Here is a 20,020-nt window from a genome sequence, read left to right as displayed (position 1 = left end):
CGTCGAAACGACGCAGTGTGATGTGGACTTCACGAGGATGATTCGTTCATCGTGAGATGTATTGTCGCATCACCGGCGTCGCCGCGCGGTCGCCATCACTTCGCCGCGAATGATGCGACCACCTCGTCCGTCGTGGCGATGCGCGCGAATTCGCCGTTGAGATTCGACAGCGTCATGGCGTGGATTTCCTCGGCGGAATGCGCCTCGCCGTCGGGCCCGATGCGGTCGAACGTCCAGGTCGCATCGCGCACCAGGCATGCATCGAAGCCGAGATTGCCCGCCATCCGCGTCGTCGTTTCGACGCAATGATTCGTGGTGGCGCCGCAGATGACGAGCGTGGCGATGTTGCTTGCGCGCAGGCGGGTCTCGAGCTCCGTGCCGATGAAGGCGCTGTTGACGCGCTTGACGATCACGGGCTCGCCGTCCTGCTCGCGCGCCTCGTCCTTGACCGCGTAGCCGGAACGCGATGGCAGAAACGACGAATTCGGCTTCGTGCCTTCGTGGCGGATGTGGAAGATCGGCGCGCGATTCGTCCTGAAGGCCTTCAGCAGATCGACGATGCGCGCCACCGCATCCGGATTGTTGCGTCGCTTGCCCGCAGCTTCCCATTCGTCGAATGCGCGCTGGACGTCGACGACGATGAGGGCGGGGAGGGGGTATGGCATGAGGAGTGGCTCTCGGCAGGTTTGTTCGGCCGACTATGCGAGACGATCAGGGAAGCGCAATGCCGATCTTCCCTCGTTTCGCGACAGTTTCCGTGCCCCGGACGCAGCGCAGCTCGAAGGTGCGCCTGTAGAGCCGCGACATCAGAATAGGGCTACGCGGGCCGCGGGAATTCTTTCTATGGATGCGGATCGGGAAAGCCGTGGCGCTCGGAGAGCGCGGCGAGGATCGCGTCCTTGTCGGCGATGAAGGCGCGGCCATGATGGCTGCCGGTCTGGTGCGGCGAAGTCGCCCCAGTCGCGAGCACGAGCAGCGGCAGCGATTGGTTCTCCTCGCCGACCAGCGCGATCACGGCTTGCCGCGGTCGCGGCCAGGGGACCCGCTCGACGTCCAGCTTTTCGGCGAGCGCCGGAAACGAGGCCAGCACGCCCTCGATCAGCGCGCAATGCCAGCAGTAGAACCGGCGATTCGGAAAGGCCGGATCCTCGAAACCGGGACGCAGCAGAAACAGGCGGTCGCGCGTCATGGGTCGCTCCGAAGCATGGCCGCCTTGCTGAGGATCAAGGCGGCGCGGTCTGGCCGGCCTAGTGTCGAGGCCCCAAATGGTTGGGGATCAATAGGGTTAAGAAAGAACGCCATGCCGGGGCCGATCAGTCAACCGCAGTCACTCGCCGACGTGACGACACTGCCGGAGCTCCTGCGCTGGCGCGTCCGTGCGACGCCGGCGGCGGAGGCCTATCGCCATTTTGACGGCGCTGCCGGGCGATGGGTCAGCCAGTCCTGGCAGGACATCGATGCGGAATTCGAGCGCTGGCGGCGGGCGCTGGCTGCGGAGGGCTTTTCGGCCGGCGAGCGCGTTGCCATCCTGATGCCGAACGGCATTCCCCATGTCGCGATGGACCAGGCGGCGCTGTCGCGCGGGCTCGTTCCGGTGCCGATGCATGCCGTCGACAACCCCGACAGCATCGCCTACATCCTCGCCGATTCCGGTGCGCTGCTGCTGTTCGTGGATACGCTGGCGCGCTGGCAGGCGATCACCGCCACTGGTCAGCCGCTCGACCATCTCAAGCGCATCATCTGCGCGGATGCGGCGGGGCTCAGTGCTGCCGACGCCCGTATCGTCGCGCTCGACCGCTGGCTTGCGGAGCCTCGAAGCGCCGGCGCGCCGCTGGCTGACGTCGCGGTCGAGCCGGGCGATCTTGCCGCCATCGTCTACACTTCGGGCACGACGGGCCGGCCCAAGGGCGTGATGCTGTCGCATGGCAACATCGTCGCCAACGTGAAGGCCGTCGCGCGGCGCATCGCGGCCGTGCCGAACGACGTCTTCTTGTCCTTTCTGCCGCTCTCGCACACCTTCGAGCGTACCGGCGGCTACTATTATCCGATCGCGGTTGGCGCCTGCGTCGCCTATGCGCGCTCGGTGTCGCAGCTCGGGGAAGACCTGAAAACGGTGCGGCCGACGGTGCTTGTTTCGGTGCCGCGCATTTACGAGCGCATCTACGCCCTGATCATGCAACATCGCGCGGCGGCCGGCGGCGCAGAACGCGCGCTGCTCGATCTTGCTCTTGCCGTCGGAGGCCGGCGCTTCGATGTGCGGCAGGGTCGCCGCTCGCCGGCGCTGTTCGACCGGCTTGCCTGGCCGCTCCTGAAGCGTTTCGTCGCCGACAAGGTGCTGGCCCAGTTCGGCGGGCGCCTGCGCGTTGCGGTCTCCGGCGGCGCTCCGATTGCCGAGCCGGTCATCCACCTGTTTCTCGCGCTCGGGCTTGACGTTCTTCAGGGCTACGGCATGACCGAGACCTCGCCGGTCGTGTCCGTCAATACGCCCGACGACAACGATCCGTCCTCGGTCGGCCGCGTCCTGGACGGTCTGGAGGTCAGGCTCGGCGAGCTCGACGAGCTGCTCGTTCGCGGGCCGAGCGTGATGCTCGGCTACTGGCACAAGCCGGAGGAGACGCGCAGGGTCAAGCAGGCCGATGGCTGGCTGCACACCGGCGATCAGGCCCGCATCGAGAACGGGCGTATCACCATCACCGGCCGCATCAAGGACATCCTGGTCACTTCGACCGGCGAGAAGATCGCGCCGGTGGATCTGGAGACCGCCATCCTCGCCGATCCCTTGTTCGAGCAAGCGTTGGTGATCGGCGAACAGCGGCCGTTCCTCGCCGCGCTGGTCGTACTGAATGCAAAAGCCTGGGTGCAGGAAAAAGAAAGGCTCGCGGCGAGCGGCAAGCAAGGCGCCGCGGCGGAGCGGGCTGTGCTGCTGGCCAGGATTGCGGCCGCCGTGAAGGCCTATCCGTCCTACGCGACGCCGCGCGCGGTCTGGTGGACCCTGGATCCGTGGACCATTGCCGGCGGCCTGCTCACGCCGACGCTGAAGAACAAGCGCCCCGCGCTGGAGCGCCGCTTCGCCGCCGAGATCGAGCAGATCTACGCCAGGAAGCCGGCGCCGATAACGTCGACGTGATTTCGCCTCCGGTTGCCCTTGATCCAGCGCAACTTCGGCCGCCGCCGCCCGATGCAATGTGGCCGCGACATTCGAAATGCAATCGAGGCGGATCATGAAGGCGTATTTCATCGGCGGTGGCATTGGATCGCTCGCAGGCGCGGCGTTCCTCGTTCGCGATGCGCAGCTGCCGGGGCGCGACATCGTGATCTACGAGACGCAGCCGCTGGTCGGCGGCAGTCTCGACGGCGCGCAGCTCGCGAACGGCGCCTATTCGCTGCGCGGCGGCCGCATGCTCACCACCGACCATTACGAATGCACCTGGGATCTGCTCTCGAGCATTCCCTCGCTCGAACATCCCGGCCTCAGCGTGCGCGACGAGACCATCGCCTTCAACGAAGAGAACCCGGCGCATTCCCGCGCGCGGCTGGTCGACCGCAACCGCTTCAAGGTCGACGTCTCGCATATGGGCTTTTCCGCGCGCGACCGGATCGAGCTGCTGCGGCTCACCGAAGCTTCGGAGGAGACGCTCGGCAATAGCCGCATCACCGACTGGCTGTCGCCCGGATTCTTCGAGTCCAATTTCTGGTACATGTGGCAGACCACCTTCGCCTTCCAGCCCTGGCACAGCGCGGTCGAGCTGAAGCGCTATCTGCACCGCTTCATGAGCGAGTTTCCGCGCATCGAGACGCTCGGCGGCGTCAAGCGCACCGTCTACAATCAGTATGACGCGATCGTGCGGCCGCTCGCCGACTGGCTCAAGCGCCAGGGGGTGCAGTTCGTGCGCGGCACGCGCGTCACCGACATGGCGTTCGAGGCCGACGGCGCGCGCTTGCGCGTGCGTCAGCTCACGCTCGACCGCGACAGCCGCACCGCCAACGTCCGGGTCGAAGACGGCGATCTCGTCTTCTTCCAGAACGGCTCGATGACGGACGCTTCGAGCCTGGGCACGATGACCGAGCCGCCGCCGCGCCTGACCAAGGCCGATAGTCAGGGTTGGGCGCTGTGGGAGACGATCGCGCAAGGACGTCCCGAATTCGGCAATCCGTCGGCGTTCAACAGTTCGATCCCCGAATCCTACTGGCTGTCCTTCACCGTCACCTGCCGCGATCCCCGGTTCTTCGACCGGATGGAAGCGTTCTCGGGCAACAGGGCCGGCACCGGCGGTCTCGTCACGTTCAAGGACTCCAACTGGCTGATGTCGGTCGTGCTCTATCACCAGCCGCATTTCACGGGCCAGCCCAAGAACGTGCAGGTGTTCTGGGGCTACGCGCTGCATCCCGACCGCATCGGCAATTTCGTGGCAAAGCCAATGTCGGATTGCGGCGGCGCCGACATCCTGAAGGAGCTCTGCGGTCACCTGAACTTCGATCCCGCCGTGTTCGAGGATGCCATCTGCATTCCCTGCCGCATGCCCTACATCACCAGCATGTTCATGCCGCGCAAGGCGGCCGACCGTCCGCTGCCGGTGCCCAAAAATTCCGTCAATCTCGCCTTCGTCAGCCAGTTCGTCGAAATCCCCGATGACGTCGTGTTCACCGTCGAATATTCGGTGCGTGCGGCGCAGATGGCGGTCTATCGGCTCATGAAGATCGATCGCCCGGTGCCGCCGGTGACGCGGCACGACAAGTCGCTCGCCGTGATCTTCGCGACGCTGGAAAAGGCGTTCACGTGATGGCTACTTGAACGGGTCCTGGATCGACGGCGCCGACTGGCGGATGCGGCGCACGCTGACCGGCGAGCCGTCGGAGACGAACACGAGCTCGTATTTCCGGCCCTGGTTGTCGGTCGCCGAGCAGGTGACGTCGTTCACCTTCCGGGCGGCGAAATTGCCGGTCTGGCGGCAGACACCGGTGGAGGTCTGCTCGGCCGGCACCGGCAGGCCGTCGACCCTGGGGCGGTCCTTTGAGTTCAGCAGCATGCGGTCGATCGGCAGCTCGTAGGAATTGTCGTCGGCGCGCTTGCCGTTCTCCCCGGAAAACGACACGACGTGGCTGTCATCGGAGGGATTGTCGACAGCGACCGCGAAATTGACCCGGCCCTTGTCGCCATGGGCGTAGGCCACCGTCTTGCAGGCATAGGTGCGGCCTGCGACCTTGAACGTCTTGCAGTGGCCGGAGATCAGCGCCAGGAGGTCGATAAAGGCGTTCTGCTGCGGCTGCGGATTGTTGACCGGAATGGGTCCAGAAGTCTCGGCAAAACAAGGACTTGCCAAGACCATGATCAGGGCGGCGAGGACCGGTCGGCGGAGGCGCATCGTTGGGCTCGTGTGCCAGGGGGCCGTGGCGGCGGACAGGGTCCGTCCGACAACCATCGAACCGCAAATTGGTTGCGATCCCGTTTGCACCGCAATTCCCGCCTGGAATACCACCGCGTCACCCCCGACGGCGCTTTGCCCAAATTGCCCAACCCGTATGGCCAGCACATGCCATCAGGGCAGTGTTTTTTTCGTGGCGGAGCTAGCCCATCGCCGCCTGCCAGCGCGCATCCCGAAGCGAGGGCCGGCGGTGCAGGCGGGCATCCAGCAGGGCGCGGGCGCGGGGCAGCTCACCGCTGCGCATGAGCGCGACGATAAAGGTGTCCTCGATCAGCTCGCGCTGGGCATGGCTGCCGCCGATGCGCACGACCTCGCCGAGGACCGGCGCGAGCACCTGGACGCAAGTCCGGTAATCCTCATCGGCGAACGCCAAGAGCGCGCGGCAGATTGCCGGTACCACGGGACCGGCGGGCAGCTTGCCGTCAGCGAGCCGCTGCTCGATCGCCCCAAGGCGCGCGGCGAGCGCCTCGCGGTTTTGCGTGGCGGCCGCGAACAGCGCCATGTGGACGTCGGCGAAGGACAGGCTCGACTTCGGAAACAGCTTTTGCGCGGCGGCATCAGCCTCGCGCCACAGCGCTTTCGGCACGGCATGGCCGTAGGCCGACAGGCGCCAGAGCAGCGAGGCGCTGTCGGTGACGACGTTGAGCGGCGGCGCCTGCGTGGCGGAGGGCTGAATCACGTCGGCATAGATCGACAGCGCCCGCGCCGCATCGCCATGCTCGAGCGCGCCGAGCGCCTGGTGCCAGCGGATATGGCTGTGCAGGAGTCCGGCCCGGTCGTAAGTCGGGATCCACTCGTCGACGAGGCGGTCGGCCGCATCGATCGAGCCGTCCTCGAACATCGCATGCAGCACCGCGTGCACGGCGTGGGCGTTCGCCCGGCGCAGATTGAAGCCGCGCTCGGTGACGGCGCGGCCGCGGGCGACGTCGCCATTCTCCGTCATCGCCCAGCCGGACATGGTGAGGAACCACCAGTCCTCGCCATAATGCCGCGCGACGCGCTCGCAGAGCTCGTACCGGGCGCGATCGTGGTCGGCCATGCCGGAGAATGCGAACAGGCCGAAAGCGCCGAGCGGCAGCGACAGCACCACGGCGTCGCGTGGCCATGCGTCGACGTGCTTCAGCGTCGATGCGATCGCCTCCGGCAGCCGGCCCTCGATCGCGAGCGCCAGGGTCTCGACATGCGAGCGCTCGCGCATCGAGCCGCGCTTCGCCACCAGCTCGCGCGCGAGCGCCGCCTTCTGCCGCGCGAGATCGCCCTGCTGGTAGAAGGCATGCACGCGGGCGCGGGCGATATGGGGAAGTGCGAAATCCGGGTCGGTCGCGATCGCGCGATCCAGCGTCTCCGCCGTGCCGGTCCAGCCCGCGAGCATGAGGTCGACGCCTTCGCGATAGGCGCTTGCTGCCTCATGCGAGGTGGTGGAGAGCGGCAGGCCGTAGCGGTCTTCGAGCGGCATCGTCGTCTCTCGTTCTCAAGCCGTCCGCGCGCGACGGCCCTCGATCGGATAGGCGGGGTCGTTGTAGCCCGGCGTCGAGGGATGGCCCGGCGTCACCAGCCGGTCGACCAGCGCCTCGTCCTCCGTGGTGAAGGAGTAATCGAGCGCGCTGATGTAGCCGTCCCATTGCTCCTCGGTGCGGGGACCGGCAATCACCGACGAGACGAAGGCGGAGTTCAGCACCCAGGCGACCGCGAACTGTCCGGCGGTGATGCCCTTCTTCTCCGCGTGAGTCTTGATCTCCTGCGCAAGGCGCAGCGATTCCGGCCGCCATTCGGTCTGCATCATGCGGGTGTCGTTGCGGCCTGCGCGCGTCTCCTTGTCGGGGGCTGCATCTGGCTTGTACTTGCCAGTGAGCACGCCGCGCGCCAAGGGGCTATAGGGCACGATGCCGAGACCGTAATAGGAACAGGCCGGGAAGTGCTCGACCTCCGGCATGCGGTTCATGGCGTTGTAGTAAGGCTGGCTCACCGCGGGTCGATCGATGCCGAGCCGGTCGCAGATGTTGCAGATCTCGGCAACGCGCCAGGCGCGGTAGTTGGAGACGCCGAAATAGCGCACCTTGCCCGCGCGGATCAGGTCACCCATCGCGCGCACCGTCTCTTCCAGCGGAGTCGCGTGGTCTTCCTTGTGCAAATAGTAGATGTCGATGTGATCGGTGCCGAGCCGCGTCAGGCTTTCGTCGGCAGCCTGCAAGACCCAGCGTCGTGACAATCCGCCACGGTTCGGGTCGTTACCCATGGGGTTGGCGAGCTTCGTGGCGAGCACCCAGGCGTGACGGTTGTTGCCGATCGCGCGCCCCACCACCTCTTCGGATGCGCCTTTCGAGTAGGCATCGGCGGTATCGATGAAGTTGATACCGGCGCCGTGTGCCTTGTCGATGATCCGCTTCGATGCGGTTTCATCGGTCGGCCCGCCGAACATCATGGTGCCCAGGCAGATCGGCGACACTTTCAGGCCGCTGCGGCCGAGTTGGCGGTATTGCATGGGCGGGTCCTTGGTGCGTTTCAGGCACCAGCATAGTCGCGTCATCTCGTCATTGCGAGCGCAGCGACGCAATCCAGAAATGTGTCCGTGGAGGGATTCTGGATTGCTTCGCTGCGCTCGCAACGACGGGTGGAGGCGCTCCTGCCTCATATACGGTGTCATCGCCCGACGCGATCGGGCGATCCAGTACGCTGAGACGGCTGTGATCGGTCGAGAGGCCGCGGCGTACTGGATTCCCCGCGTTCGCGGGGAATGACAGCGAGTATGCGGTGAGCTCGGTGGCGGCCTGACCGCTTCGCCTACGCCGGCCCCTTCAATATCTTGAACACGCCATTTGCCATCACGACGCAACGATCGTCCACGCTGACTTCGGTGCTCATGAAAATCAGGCTACGGGTCGAGCGTACCACGCGCGGGCGGGAGATCAGGATGTCGCCGATCTGGCCGGCCTCGACGAAGTGGGTGTCGAGCTGCACCGTCGCCAGATATTCCTTGCCGGAGACATGGCGGGCCGTCATGCCGCAGGTGCGGTCGGCGAAGGTCATCATCACGCCGCCCTGGACCATGCCACGGCGATTGTGGTGCTTGTCCTCCGTGGCGAGTGCGAATTCGTAATGGCCGTCGACCTTGCGCTCCCACAAGGGACCGACGAGGTGGAGGAAACCCGTGGTCTCCAGGATGCTCCAGCCGTCTGATTTGAGCCTTGCGGCGGCCTTGGTGGTCATGTCGTCGTCCGTTCCTGCGTGGGCCTTGCGAGCGCATTTCATCGGGGCCGGACGTGGTGTAGTCAAGCATCATGAGACCGTTCGATGATGCCACACGGCGGAATATCGCGGATGCCTGCGCGGCCTTCACGCGCCTGCAGGAGGATGATGCGCAAGCGACGCTCAAGCGCGCCGCGGTGGCGGTTGCGCTAACCGCGAGCGAGGGCGACGACACTGCGCTGCTGCTCACGCTGCGCGCGTCGCATCTGCGCGCCCATCGCGGTCAATGGGCGCTGCCGGGCGGCCGATGCGATCCCGGCGAGACGCCGGTCGAAGCGGCGCTGCGCGAGCTCGACGAGGAGCTCGGCCTTCGCCTTACGGACGCGGATGTGCTCGGCACGCTCGACGACTATCCTACGCGGTCCGGCTATCTGATCACGCCGGTCGTGGTCTGGGCTGCGGGCAGCGGCGCGATCCGGCCGAACCCGGAGGAGGTCGCGTCCGTGCATCGCATCGCGCTGGCGACGATCGAGCGCGAGGACGCTTTCGATTTCGTCGCGATCCCCGAAAGCAGCCGCCGCGTGATCCGCTTCCATCACCAGATGAGCCTGATCCACGCGCCCACCGCGGCGCTGATCTACCAGTTCCGCGAGGTGCTGGCGGGGCGGCAGACCCGCGTCACCGACCTGGAACAACCGGTATTTGCCTGGAAGTGATGGTAAACGGCGCGTTAACGTGACGGTTACCGGATGCCTGCTAAGAGAGCAGCATGCATCGTTCGATTCGAAGAAGCCTGGCGCTGGTTCCATTCGCGCTGGTCCTGATCTCACCCTCTGCGCGCGGCGCCGAAGCCGACGCGCTGCCGCCGGCCGTTCGCAATGCCAACGCCCAGCTGCTGTCGCAGTTCTTCGCGCAAGGTGCCTCGCCGGCCGTGCTCGAATATCGCCGCAAGCTGGCGGAATATCAGGCTGCGCGCGCGGCCTTCGATGCCGAGGCCGGCGCCTATTGGAGCCAGATCTCCGAGAAGCGGAAGACGCGCAACGCCAAGCGACGCAATGGGCAGCAGATCACGCTCGACGATTACGTCCTGGAGCATCCGCCGCTCTATGCCGGGCCGAAGCGCCCGGTGAACCCGGAGCCGGAGGAGACGCCGGAACGGCCGCCGCGAAAGCCTATTCCGGTGGTTGCCGATTTCCTGCGCGCGGCGCAGGAGCTCTACCAATTCACGCCGCAGCGCCCGTCCAGCGAGCTCGAGTTCAAGCGCGCCTATGCGCGCTATGCATTGGCCAACGGCTTGACACGTGAGCAGGCGGTGCGGGTCTATTCGTTCGAAACCGGCGGCACCGGCAGCTACGACGTGCAGGCGGGCATCGAGCATGGCGGCAAGCGCGCGATCTCGACCGCGATGGGCTACAACCAGCTGCTGACCACCAACAGCGTCGAGCTGCTGGCGGAGCAGGGCCATGAACTCATCCGTGCGCTGTCCGAGAAGGTGGCGCGGACATCAGGGCCGGCGCGGCATGCGCTCGAGCACAAGCTCGCCGTGCTCAGGAAGATGGTGGCGCATGCGAAGTCGGTGCCCGACACCTGGTCGGAGCACGAGAAGATCGGCAACACCCCACAGGGCTGGGCGATGCATGCGATGGTGCTCGACGTCGACATTGGCCCGATGCTGCAGACCCACAAGCTGCTGACGTCGGTGCTGTTCGCCCGCGCCAAGGGCTACACCCGACCGCTCTCCGCGGCCGAGCTCGAAATGATGAACCTCACCGGCGACGGCACCGGTCTCGACATGGTGACGATGCCGCAGGCGATGCGCGAGAAGGTGCCCACCTCGAACTTCTTCCAGCGCGGCGGCTACGAGCGCAATCCGGTCGCGATCCGCCACAACACGGTGGCCAAGCTGCTTGCCGTCACCGACGAGCGGATGGACTCGAACAGCAGCAAAGCCGGCGCGCGGGAGCTCGCGGGGGCGTTTTAGCTCTCAGTCCGCCACGTTTTCCGCTGACATGCCCCGGCTCGACCGGGGCATGTCAGTACGCCGCAGCCTCTCGATTCAATTGCTGCGGCCTCTGGAATACTGGATCACCCGCTTTCGCGGGTGATGACACCGAGTGCGTGGTGCGGCAATCGGCGAGAGCCGATCAGACTTTACTGATCCGGCCCGAACTTGAACTTGCCGTCGCCCTCCAGATAAGGGCCGCTCCGCATGTAGAGCTGGCCGTTCTGGCCGATGAAGAACAGCGTGCCCTTCGGCACCTTCTTGGCTCCCTTGAGGAGCTCGCCGGCGTTGCTGGTACCCATTTTGTAGGAATAGGTTTTGCCGTCCCTGTCATAGGCATAGCCCATGTCGGGCTTGAGCTCCCAGGGCGTCGCTCCGGTTTGCGCCAATGCGGGCCCTGCGCAGGCGCCGAGCGCGGCTACGATTGCAAATGTCTTGGTTGAAAATGCCGTCATCCCATCCTCCCACCGTCGGGACATTCCAGGCTTGAACAAATCACGAACGGCGCGACAGGGTCAATTTGCGAAAGCGCCGCAGCGCATCACGTCTTGCCCAGTAGCTTGTGATTTTCCCTTCGTCCCCTCGCGACTATGTTCCGCTTTCCGTCTAGAACGCAATTCGACAAAATTACTGGTAGGGATGATTCGGATGCGCCATGTGATCAAGCTTTGCTGGGCTGCTGCATTGTCGCTGGCGGCGATGGCGCCGGCGGCCCGCGCCGATGATTACCAGCTCAGCCATAATCAGCGCATTTCCTGCAGCCGCGGCCTCGCGCCGGGCAAGCTGAACACGGCGACCTGCAAGTCCTACACTTATCTCTTCAACACCAAGACGTCGGAATATTTCCGCTGCCAGGTTTCCCTGGCTCTGACCCGCGACAACAAGGAGGTCATCAACGTCCAGACCGACGGCGGCTGCACCAAGAAACCGCGCATCTTCGAGACCGACGGACATTACGACTTCGACGCCACCGAGACCGAGCCGCCGAACACCAATTCGTTCTTCGGCCCCGGCGGCTATTCGGTCTGGGCCGCCGATGTCGGCGCGCAGAAGATCCGCGGCTGCATCACCATCTCCTCCGGCCTCGGCTCCGACATCTCCAAGTGCCTGGACATGACGTTCCAGTAGATCGCCAGCAATGGTGCGCTCCCTCCCCCGATTGCGGGGAGGGCTGGGGAGAGGGTGTCTCCACGATGGGATAGTCCCCTAGAGGAGAGAACCCTCGCCCGGACGCGCCGGCCTCTCCCGCACACGGGAGGGTGACCGAGCAAGCCGCTCCAGCCTTCGCATCCGACGCAGCAACGGCCTCGCGCTGCGCCAACTCGCCGCAGCCGCCGGGTTCCCGAAAAGAACGAGCCGAACCTTACGGCAGTCCTGTTTTGCCTTTTGGATGGGTTGACCCGCACCCCTCATCCAGCCAATTTCGCCGCCGGTTTGGGGAGAACAACAACCATGAAACGGACGATTTTCGGCGTGGCCGCGGCTCTTGCTCTGGCGGCGTCGGCGCCTTGCGCGCATGCGCAATCCTTCATCAACGTGCTGACCGGCGGCACCTCGGGCGTCTACTATCCGCTCGGCGTCGCAATCGGGAAGATCTACGGCGACAAGATTCCGAACGTGAAGACGCAGGTGCAGGCCACCAAGGCGTCGGTCGAGAATCTGATCCTGCTGCAGCAGGGGCGCGGTGAGTTGGCGTTCACGCTCGGCGACTCGCTGAAAGCGGCCTGGGACGGCGAGGAGGAGGCCGGCTTCAAGACCAAGCTCGACAAGCTCCGGACCATCGGCGCGATCTACCCGAACTACATCCAGATCGTCGCGACCGCCGACAGTGGCATCAAGACGCTCGCCGACCTCAAGGGCAAGAGCCTGTCGGTCGGCGCGCCGAAGTCCGGCACGGAGCTGAACTCGCGCGCGATCCTCGCGGCCGCCGGCATGAGCTACAAGGATCTCGGCAAGGTCGAATATCTGCCCTTCGCCGAATCGGTCGATCTCATGAAGAACCGGCAGCTCAACGCCACGCTGCAATCGGCCGGGCTCGGCGTCGCCTCGCTGAAGGACCTGTCGACCTCGAGCCCGATCACTGTGGTGTCGGTGCCGAAGGAGACCGTCGACAAGATCGGGCCCCCGTTCGTTTCGGCGATCATTCCGGCCAAGACCTATACCGGTCAGGACAAGGACGTGCCGACTGCGGCCGTGATCAACTATCTCGTCACGAGCTCCGCCGTGTCGGACGATCTCGCCTATCAGATGACCAAGCTGGTCTACGAGTCGCTGCCCGAACTCGTCAACGCCCATGCGGCCGGCAAGGAGATCAAGCTCGAGACCGCAGCCAATGGCAGCCCGGTTCCGCTGCACCCCGGCGCGATCCGCTATTACAAGGAAAAAGGGCTGATCAAGTAGGTCTCTCTTTCGTCGTCATTCCGGGATGGTCCGAAGGACCAGACCCGGAATCTCGAGATTCCGGGCTCGATGCTGCGCATCGCCCCGGAATGACGGAGAGGGAAAGTTGTGAATGCCCAGGGTAAGCCCGGGCATGACGTTTTGGCGCCATGTGCCACCGCTGTCCGGGGCGGACAGGCTAAGGACGAACGATATGCTCGAAAAGGCAGAGGGCACGGCGACGGCGCCCGACAAGGTCAAGGTCGAGTTCGACAATTTCGAGCATGGTTTCCCGGAAGGCTTCGGCCCGGGCTGGTGGGGACTGCTCGCCTACTGGATCGGCATCGCGTTCGCGACCTTCCAGCTCTATGTCGCCGCTTTCAACTATCTGCCGAGCCAGGTGGTGCGCGGCGTCCATGTCGGCTTCCTCGTTCTGCTCACCTTCGGCCTGATCGCGAACTTCACTGCGAAGAGCAATTTCGGCCGTGCGCTCGGCTGGGTGATCGGCGGCGCCGGCTTCTTCTGCGGCCTCTACCAATGGATCTTCTACGCCGACCTGATCGCGCGCGACGGCGATCCGACCCGGCTCGATCTCGTGGTCGGCACGCTGCTCGCGGTGCTGATCTTCGAGGGCACGCGGCGCCTGATGGGAGCGGCGCTGCCGCTGATGTGCGGCGCGTGTCTGGTCTACTGGTTCTTCGGCCAGTACCTGCCGTCGCCGCTCAACCATCGCGGCTATGATTTCGACCAGATCGTCACGCATCTGTCGTTCGGCACCGAAGGCTTCTACGGCGTGCCGATCTACGTGTCGGCGACCTACATCTTCCTGTTCATCCTGTTCGGCTCGTTCCTGGAGCGTGCCGGCATGATCCAGCTCTTCACCGACGTCTCGCTCGGCCTGTTCGGCCGCACCCGCGGCGGACCTGCCAAGGTCGCGGTGTTCGCCTCGGGCATGATGGGCACGATTTCAGGCTCGGGCGTCGCCAACGTCGTCACCGTCGGCCAGTTCACGATTCCCTTGATGATCAGGTTCGGCTACCGCCGTGCCTTCGCCGCCGGCGTCGAGGCGACGGCGTCGATGGGCGGCCAGATCATGCCGCCGGTGATGGGCGCGGTCGCCTTCATCATGGCCGAGACGCTCGGCGTGCAGTATTCGGAGATCGTCAAGGCTGCCGCGATCCCCGCGATCCTCTATTTCGCTTCCGCGTTCTGGATGGTGCATCTCGAAGCCGGCAAGCACGGCCTCGTCGGCATGAAGCGCTCGGAAATCCCGAGCGCCTGGAAGGCGCTGGTGACGCGCTGGTACCTCGTGCTGCCGCTCGCCGCCCTCGTCTACATGCTGTTCGAGGGCTTCACGCCGCTCTATGCCGGCAGCATGGGCCTCGCGCTGACCGTGACGCTGATCCTTGGCACTGCCATCACGGCCGGCGTCTCCGCGACGGCGATCCGCTACATCTTCTGGATCGGACTTGCGCTCGTGGTCGCCGCGCTGTCACGCGACGGCTTGCAGATCGTGCCGGTCGCAAGCGTCGTGGTCGGGCTGATCGTGATCACGGCCTTCGTCCGCGGCGGCTTTGCGGCGTTGCGCGCCTGCCGCGATGCGCTGGCCGAGAGCGCGAAATCCGCCATCACCGTCGGCATGGCCTGCGCCATCGTCGGCGTCATCATCGGCATGATGTCGCAGACCGGCGTCGGCACCATCTTCGGCGGCTGGGTGATCGGGCTCGGCGAGAAGAGCCTGTTCCTGGCGCTGGTCATGACCATGCTGCTGTCGATCCTGCTCGGCACCGGCATTCCGACCATCCCGACCTACATCATCACCGCCGCGCTCGCCGCGCCGGCCCTCGCCAAGCTCGGCGTGCCGCTGATCGCGAGCCACATGTTCGCGTTCTACTACGGTATCATGGCCGACCTTTCGCCACCGGTGGCGCTGGCCGCGCTTGCGGCGGCACCGATTGCGAAGGAGAACCCGGACAAGATCGGCTGGGAGGCGATGCGCATCGCGCTCGCCGGTTACGTCATCCCCTTCATCTTCGTCTACTCGCCGGCGTTGATGCTGCAGGCGGGCGATCCCATGGCGGCCAAGCTTGGCTTCTACGGCGCGGTGGCGCTGGCCGCCACCAAGGCGCTGGTGGCGATCGGCCTGTTCGGCATGGTCGCGATCGGCTTCCTGTTCACGCGGCTGACGCTGATCGAGCGCCTGGTTGCGCTCGGCGCCGCGTTCTGCCTGCTCGGCGAATTCCCGTTCAGCGACACCGCGGGCTTCGTGCTCGCTGCTGCGCTGGCGCTGTGGCAATGGCGGCAGCGCCCGCCGGCGGCGGTCGAGGCGGCGTGAGCCTCTGCTTCGCAACGGCATCAGGTGTGAAGGCGCTGGCCCTGTCCGCCTTCACGCTGGCCTGGACGCATTCGGTCGCGAAGGTCGAATGGCAGGAAGATTGGCGTGTCACGCCTGCCGGCCTCGAGCTGGTGCAGGCTCGCGTCAAGGGCACCGGGCCCGGCATGGAGCCGCCGCCCGAGGCGCGGCTCGTCGATGGCTGGTTTCAATGGCGGCCGCAGCGTTCGCCGATGCAGGAGGTGATCCTCGGTAATTCCGGTGCGGCCGGGGAATGGCGATTGTGCCATGACGGGAAGTGCCGGACATTGTCGGAGATTGTCGGCCATCCGATCGGTGCTAACGTCACCACAATGAGCATCTGCGAACAACAAGAGAAATAAAGGGAGATCATGATGGATAGGCTCAAGGGCAAGGTTGCGATGGTGGTGGGCGCCGGCTCGATCGGGCCCGGCTGGGGCAATGGCAAGGCCACCGCGGTGGCGTTCGCGCGCGAGGGCGCGCAGGTGTTTTGCGTCGATCGCAACGATGCCGCGGCCGAGGAGACCGCGAAGATCATCACCGAGGAAGGCGGCAAGGCGACGGCGTTCACGGCCGACGTGTCGCGCGCAAGTGAGATCGAGGCGATGGTGGCAGCGTGCCTGAAGGCCCATGGCCGCATCGACGTGCTCGATAACAATGTCGGCATTGCCGAGATGGGCAGCGTGGTCGAGGTGAGCGAGGAGAGCTGGGACCGCGTCTTCAGCGTCAACCTCAAGAGCGCCTATCTCGCCATGAAGCACGTCATCCCCGTCATGGTGAAGCAGGGCGGCGGCTCAATCATCAACATTTCCTCGATCGCCTCGATCCGCCACATGGGCATCTCCTACGTCACCTACGGCACCTCGAAGGCGGCGATGAACCAGATGACGCGCACCACGGCGATCGAGTTCGCGCGCCATCATGTCCGCGTCAACGCGATCCTGCCCGGCCTGATGAAGACGCCGATGGTCGAGCATTCAGCGGGTCTTGCCGCCAGCTACGCCAAGGGCGACGTGGAAGCGATGTGGCGCGCGCGCGATGCGCAGGTGCCGATGGGCCACATGGGCGATGCCTTCGACGTCGCCAACGCCGCGCTGTTCCTAGCCTCGGACGAGTCGAAATACGTGACGGGAATCGAGCTCGTGGTCGACGGCGGGATCACGTGCAAGGCGGGGGCGTAAGCGCCTCATACTCCGTTGTCGTCCCGGACCAGCGCGCGCCGATCCGGGACGACAGCGGTGATTACTGCGCCAGCGCCAGGATGCCGCCGGCGAAGGCATGCCATGCCGCCGTCTCGCTGACCGGCCAGTTCAGCACCTTCACCGCCAATAGCGCGAGCGTGCCGTAGATGTAGACCGGATGCACGCGGCCCTCGGTGCGCCAGTCGCGCACCATGGCGACGACGAGCAGAAGGGAGGCGACGACGGCCGGCGCAATCGTCACGGGCACCGGCGGCGGGCCGGGCGGTCCCGGCGGCGCGAGGAAGGTCAGGAACCAGCGCGCAATCGCGGCATCGAGGATCGAGACCGCCGCCAGCAGCATCAGGCGCTTGTGGATCTCCGGTCTGCGCGTGTTCATGATCGCCAGCACGAACACCACGGCGAAGAACGCGATTCCGCTCATCGGCACGATCGAGAAGGCAACGCCTGCATCGGCCTTCCCAAGCGCCGCGGCGTTCTTCATCGAGGTCACGGATGCGAAGAAGCCAAATATGACCATAGCGGTCGCAAGCGAGACGCCGGCAATGCCTAACGAGCGGTGGTTGACCACACGGCCCGAGGCCGCGAGCCAAGTCTGGAGCACGAAATAGAGTGACCAGGTGAAGAACAAGAGTCCGTGAAAATGAATCACCGGGCTTGCGGACAACGTCCGGTGAGCGAGCGGCACCCAATAGGTCGGTGCGAAGCCGAGGAAGGCGGTCGCGGCGCAGGCAAGCGCCATGTTGAGATAAAAATATCGTGCAGGCGACGCATCACGCGCGCGGACACGACGGTCGTCGATCAGGGTCGTCATCAGGGGTGAGTCTGGGGCGGCGGGGCTTGGTTCAAAGTTCGGGATGATCTGTGTGACCTGGCGCACGTTGCTGAACGCCCCAAAGCTCGCCGTCATTTCCGGATTTGCGCGCTTAGGGCGCGCTTGTCCGGGACGACCGCGGAGAGACATCATCCCCCTGCGCTCAATTCTGCGCGATCGAGCTCTTCCTCCAGCCGATGAAACGCGTCGTCGCCGATCACCTCGGTGGTGCGGAGGTCGAAGATCGCTTTGCGCGCGGCCTCGATGGCGCGGCGGCGCAGGGGATCGGCGGGCAATTCGCCATTGGCGATGCCGCCGTTCGGATCGGTCTCGGCCTGCATCAGGATGGCGCGATACTCGAGCCGCAGGATTTCCGCCTCCTCCGACGGATCGCTCTCGATCGCATCGAGCGCTGCGCGATAGGCGACCGCGCGCCCGCGCGCGACCTCGACGCCGACCGGATCATCGTCCTCGAGGTTGAAGGCGAGGATCAGCGGCCGCAGCGTCAGGCCCTGGATCACCAGCGAACCCAGCACCACCGCGAACGCAATGAAGACGATGAAGTCGCGATAGGGAAAGTTCTCGGGCAGGGCAAAGGCGGCGGCCAGCGTGACGAGGCCGCGCATGCCGCACCAGGAGATGATGAGGCCGCCCCTCGCCGAGGCGACCTGTTTCGGATCCTTCGGATGGTAGATCCCGCGCGCGACCAGCGCGCGCAACGTGGCGCGGTAGAACGTCACCCAGAACAGCCGTACCAGCACCACGGTGAGCAGGATCCAGCCGGCGGCCACGCAATATTCCCAGCGCACGTCCGCGTCCAGCCGCGTCCAGATCGGTCGCATCTGCATGCCGATCAGCATGAAGGCGAGCACGTTGAGCACGAACACCATCGTCTCCCAGACCGCATAGGACGGCACCCGCAGCCGCGCCGGCATGCGTACCGGCGCCGTGCGCGCGATCGCGATGGCATAGACCACGATGGTGAGGATGCCGGAGAGGCCGAGATGCTCGGCGGCGATCCAGATCATGAAGGTGGTGGCGAACTGCACGATGATGGCGCTCGGCGCCTCCTTCACGCGCTCCATGATGGGGAGGATGATGCGGGCCGCGACCAGGCCGGCGATGACGCTGCCGACCAGGCCCAGCGCCATGGTCGGTGCGACCTGGCTCCATGTCAGATGCTGGGTGGCGACCGCGCCGACCGCGATGCGATAGATTAGAAGCGCGCTGGCGTCGTTGAGCAGGCTCTCGCCCTCCAGCACCTTCATCATGCGGTGGGGCAGCTTCACCTGGCTCAGGATCGCAACGGCAGCGGCCGCATCCGGCGGCGCCACGATCGCGCCGAGCGCGACCGCGGCGGCCCAGGGCATGTCGGGCATCAGCCGGTGCGCGACGTAGGCCACGGCGGCCGTGGTCAGGCCGACTGCGGCGACCACCAGGGTCGAGACCGGAACCCAATTGTTCCGTAGATCGCGCAGCGAGGTGTCGAAGGCGGCATCGAGCAGGACCGGTGCGACAAAAAGGGCCAAGGCCAGGTCCGGCTCCAGCGCCCAGGACGGACTGGACGGCACGAAGGCGATCAGAGCGCCACCGATGGCGAGAAAGGTCGGGTAAGGGACCTTGATCCGCCGCGCCAGCGCCGATAAGGCAACAGCGCCGAGCAGAAGTGCAATGATCCATTCGAATGTCGACACGATGATCCCCGAGACCGACCTGAGCGGCGCCACAAGCTAGCACCAATCCGGCCGTATGATGGATAGTGCAGCGTCAAGGCAAGACCTTAAGACAAGATCCTGAGACAAGGCTTTCCGGCTGCAACGAACATGCGTTCTCTCCTTCACCTGTTTGGCGCCGGGCTGCTCTACGCACTCTCGCTCGCCCCGGCCGATGCTGCGACCGGAGGCGAGCCGGTAGCGGTGACGCAGGTCGATGTCGAGCTCTGCCTCGCGGCGACCGCGGCCGACGACGTGGACAAGGCGGCCACCGCCTGCGCTGCCGTGATCGACAATGAGAAGACGACGAAGGAGGATCTGATCAAGGCGCTGATCGCGCGCGGCGCACTGCTGGCGCGGCACGACCAGGTCGACCGTGCGATCGCCGACGACAGCCGTGCTCTTTTGCTCGATCCGACCCTCGCCGACATCTTCAACGCGCGCGGCGAGCTCTGGCTGAAGAAGGGCGACAAGCCCAGGGCGGTGCAGGATTTCGGCGCAGCACTCAAGATCGATCCGAACCACGCGAAGGCCAAGGCCAATCACAAGGCGATGGCGCGCGAGCTCGAGCGGATCGGCGCGCAGATGGCGGTCGCCGGCAAGCCCAGCTTCAATTGCGCGCGAGCGCGCCGCGCGGTGGAAAGGGCGATCTGCGGCAATCGCGAGCTCGCCGATCTCGACCGGGAGATTTTTGCGTCGAACGCGCGCGTGATTCGCGCGGCGCGCAATGCGGATGAAGCAAAGGCACTCCAGCGCGAGCAGGATGAATTCATCGCGCGGCGAAATGCCGGTTTCGGCCGGCCGGGCTATGATCTCAAGAAGGCGATGCAGGAGCGGTTGCAGCGGCTGAACGGGGCGGGCGGATATTGACGGGCCTTCGCCGGAGGCAGGCCCGGCCATGACGGCGCGGACGGACCCGATTTGAACCCATCCCTTGCCGGCTGCGACAACG

General features: G+C 65.6%; 19 protein-coding genes. 10 read left to right on the top strand and 9 right to left on the bottom strand.

Features of this window, described 5'->3' with window-relative positions:
- Window positions 1–95: 95 nt before the first annotated feature.
- Both XH96_RS36630 and XH96_RS36625 read right to left on the bottom strand, forming a co-directional pair.
- Entirely contained in the window at window positions 96–665 is a 570-nt protein-coding gene (locus XH96_RS36630; RefSeq protein ID WP_194390129.1) for a cysteine hydrolase family protein, read from the bottom strand.
- Between the two features lie 176 nt (window positions 666–841).
- Window positions 842–1,189, bottom strand: a complete 348-nt coding sequence (locus tag XH96_RS36625) for a DUF3088 domain-containing protein (protein WP_194390128.1) — start codon at window positions 1,187–1,189, stop codon at window positions 842–844.
- 111 nt (window positions 1,190–1,300) lie between these two features.
- Here XH96_RS36625 and XH96_RS36620 point away from each other — a divergent pair, with 111 nt between their 5' ends.
- Together XH96_RS36620 and XH96_RS36615 are read left to right on the top strand one after the other, a co-directional pair.
- Window positions 1,301–3,127: a long-chain fatty acid--CoA ligase gene (locus XH96_RS36620; protein WP_194394397.1), complete on the top strand. Its 1,827-nt coding sequence runs from the start codon at window positions 1,301–1,303 to the stop codon at window positions 3,125–3,127.
- Between the two features lie 94 nt (window positions 3,128–3,221).
- Complete coding sequence (locus XH96_RS36615) at window positions 3,222–4,781, top strand: oleate hydratase (RefSeq protein ID WP_194390127.1); 1,560 nt, start codon at window positions 3,222–3,224, stop codon at window positions 4,779–4,781.
- 3 nt (window positions 4,782–4,784) lie between these two features.
- Here the strand turns inward: XH96_RS36615 and XH96_RS36610 are convergent, their stop codons facing one another.
- The 4 genes from XH96_RS36610 to XH96_RS36595 all read right to left on the bottom strand — a co-directional run bounded on the left by XH96_RS36610 (window position 4,785) and on the right by XH96_RS36595 (window position 8,630).
- Window positions 4,785–5,363: a hypothetical protein gene (locus XH96_RS36610; RefSeq protein WP_194390126.1), complete on the bottom strand. Its 579-nt coding sequence runs from the start codon at window positions 5,361–5,363 to the stop codon at window positions 4,785–4,787.
- 202 nt (window positions 5,364–5,565) lie between these two features.
- Window positions 5,566–6,879 carry a tetratricopeptide repeat protein gene (locus XH96_RS36605; protein ID WP_194390125.1) on the bottom strand — a complete coding sequence of 438 codons (1,314 nt, stop codon included), beginning with the start codon at window positions 6,877–6,879 and terminating at the stop codon, window positions 5,566–5,568.
- A 15-nt stretch (window positions 6,880–6,894) separates the two neighbouring features.
- Window positions 6,895–7,905, bottom strand: a complete 1,011-nt coding sequence (locus tag XH96_RS36600; protein ID WP_194390124.1) for an aldo/keto reductase — start codon at window positions 7,903–7,905, stop codon at window positions 6,895–6,897.
- A gap of 299 nt (window positions 7,906–8,204) precedes the next feature.
- The gene (locus tag XH96_RS36595) at window positions 8,205–8,630 is read right to left on the bottom strand and encodes a PaaI family thioesterase (protein ID WP_194390123.1); all 426 of its coding nucleotides are present in this window, start codon (window positions 8,628–8,630) and stop codon (window positions 8,205–8,207) included.
- Window positions 8,631–8,698: 68 nt separating this feature from the next.
- Here XH96_RS36595 and XH96_RS36590 point away from each other — a divergent pair, with 68 nt between their 5' ends.
- Both XH96_RS36590 and XH96_RS36585 read left to right on the top strand, forming a co-directional pair.
- Window positions 8,699–9,325 (top strand): CoA pyrophosphatase, encoded by a 627-nt coding sequence (locus XH96_RS36590; RefSeq protein ID WP_371740195.1) that lies wholly within the window; start codon window positions 8,699–8,701, stop codon window positions 9,323–9,325.
- 53 nt (window positions 9,326–9,378) lie between these two features.
- Entirely contained in the window at window positions 9,379–10,590 is a 1,212-nt protein-coding gene (locus XH96_RS36585) for a hypothetical protein (RefSeq protein WP_194390121.1), read from the top strand.
- A 170-nt stretch (window positions 10,591–10,760) separates the two neighbouring features.
- Here XH96_RS36585 and XH96_RS36580 read toward each other — a convergent pair whose 3' ends face one another.
- Window positions 10,761–11,066: a hypothetical protein gene (locus XH96_RS36580; protein ID WP_028180291.1), complete on the bottom strand. Its 306-nt coding sequence runs from the start codon at window positions 11,064–11,066 to the stop codon at window positions 10,761–10,763.
- A 193-nt stretch (window positions 11,067–11,259) separates the two neighbouring features.
- Between XH96_RS36580 and XH96_RS36575 the strand changes: the two genes are divergently transcribed.
- From XH96_RS36575 to XH96_RS36555, 5 genes are all read left to right on the top strand, one after another.
- Window positions 11,260–11,739, top strand: coding sequence for a hypothetical protein (locus XH96_RS36575; protein WP_194390120.1), 480 nt, complete (start codon window positions 11,260–11,262; stop codon window positions 11,737–11,739).
- A 324-nt stretch (window positions 11,740–12,063) separates the two neighbouring features.
- Window positions 12,064–13,011, top strand: coding sequence for a TAXI family TRAP transporter solute-binding subunit (locus tag XH96_RS36570; RefSeq protein WP_194390119.1), 948 nt, complete (start codon window positions 12,064–12,066; stop codon window positions 13,009–13,011).
- Window positions 13,012–13,204: 193 nt separating this feature from the next.
- Entirely contained in the window at window positions 13,205–15,325 is a 2,121-nt protein-coding gene (locus XH96_RS36565) for a TRAP transporter permease (RefSeq protein ID WP_194390118.1), read from the top strand.
- The gene (locus XH96_RS36560) at window positions 15,286–15,705 is read left to right on the top strand and encodes a DUF1850 domain-containing protein (RefSeq protein ID WP_194390117.1); all 420 of its coding nucleotides are present in this window, start codon (window positions 15,286–15,288) and stop codon (window positions 15,703–15,705) included. The genes XH96_RS36565 and XH96_RS36560 overlap by 40 nt, the downstream gene beginning before the upstream one ends.
- A gap of 12 nt (window positions 15,706–15,717) precedes the next feature.
- The gene (locus tag XH96_RS36555) at window positions 15,718–16,524 is read left to right on the top strand and encodes an SDR family NAD(P)-dependent oxidoreductase (protein ID WP_194394396.1); all 807 of its coding nucleotides are present in this window, start codon (window positions 15,718–15,720) and stop codon (window positions 16,522–16,524) included.
- Between the two features lie 61 nt (window positions 16,525–16,585).
- Here the strand turns inward: XH96_RS36555 and XH96_RS36550 are convergent, their stop codons facing one another.
- Window positions 16,586–17,356 carry a hypothetical protein gene (locus XH96_RS36550; RefSeq protein WP_194390116.1) on the bottom strand — a complete coding sequence of 257 codons (771 nt, stop codon included), beginning with the start codon at window positions 17,354–17,356 and terminating at the stop codon, window positions 16,586–16,588.
- A gap of 149 nt (window positions 17,357–17,505) precedes the next feature.
- Window positions 17,506–19,083, bottom strand: coding sequence for a sodium:proton antiporter (locus tag XH96_RS36545; protein WP_194390115.1), 1,578 nt, complete (start codon window positions 19,081–19,083; stop codon window positions 17,506–17,508).
- A gap of 96 nt (window positions 19,084–19,179) precedes the next feature.
- On the opposite strand from XH96_RS36545, the gene XH96_RS36540 reads away from it, so the two are divergent.
- Complete coding sequence (locus tag XH96_RS36540; RefSeq protein ID WP_194390114.1) at window positions 19,180–19,938, top strand: tetratricopeptide repeat protein; 759 nt, start codon at window positions 19,180–19,182, stop codon at window positions 19,936–19,938.
- Window positions 19,939–20,020: the final 82 nt, after the last annotated feature.

Origin of the sequence: Bradyrhizobium sp. CCBAU 51765 (genome assembly GCF_015291725.1) — a bacterium.
In the GTDB taxonomy this organism is placed as follows: Bacteria; Pseudomonadota; Alphaproteobacteria; order Rhizobiales; family Xanthobacteraceae; genus Bradyrhizobium; species Bradyrhizobium liaoningense.
Note: the sequence above shows the minus strand (reverse complement) of the source record. Positions and strands in the feature narration are given on the sequence as shown.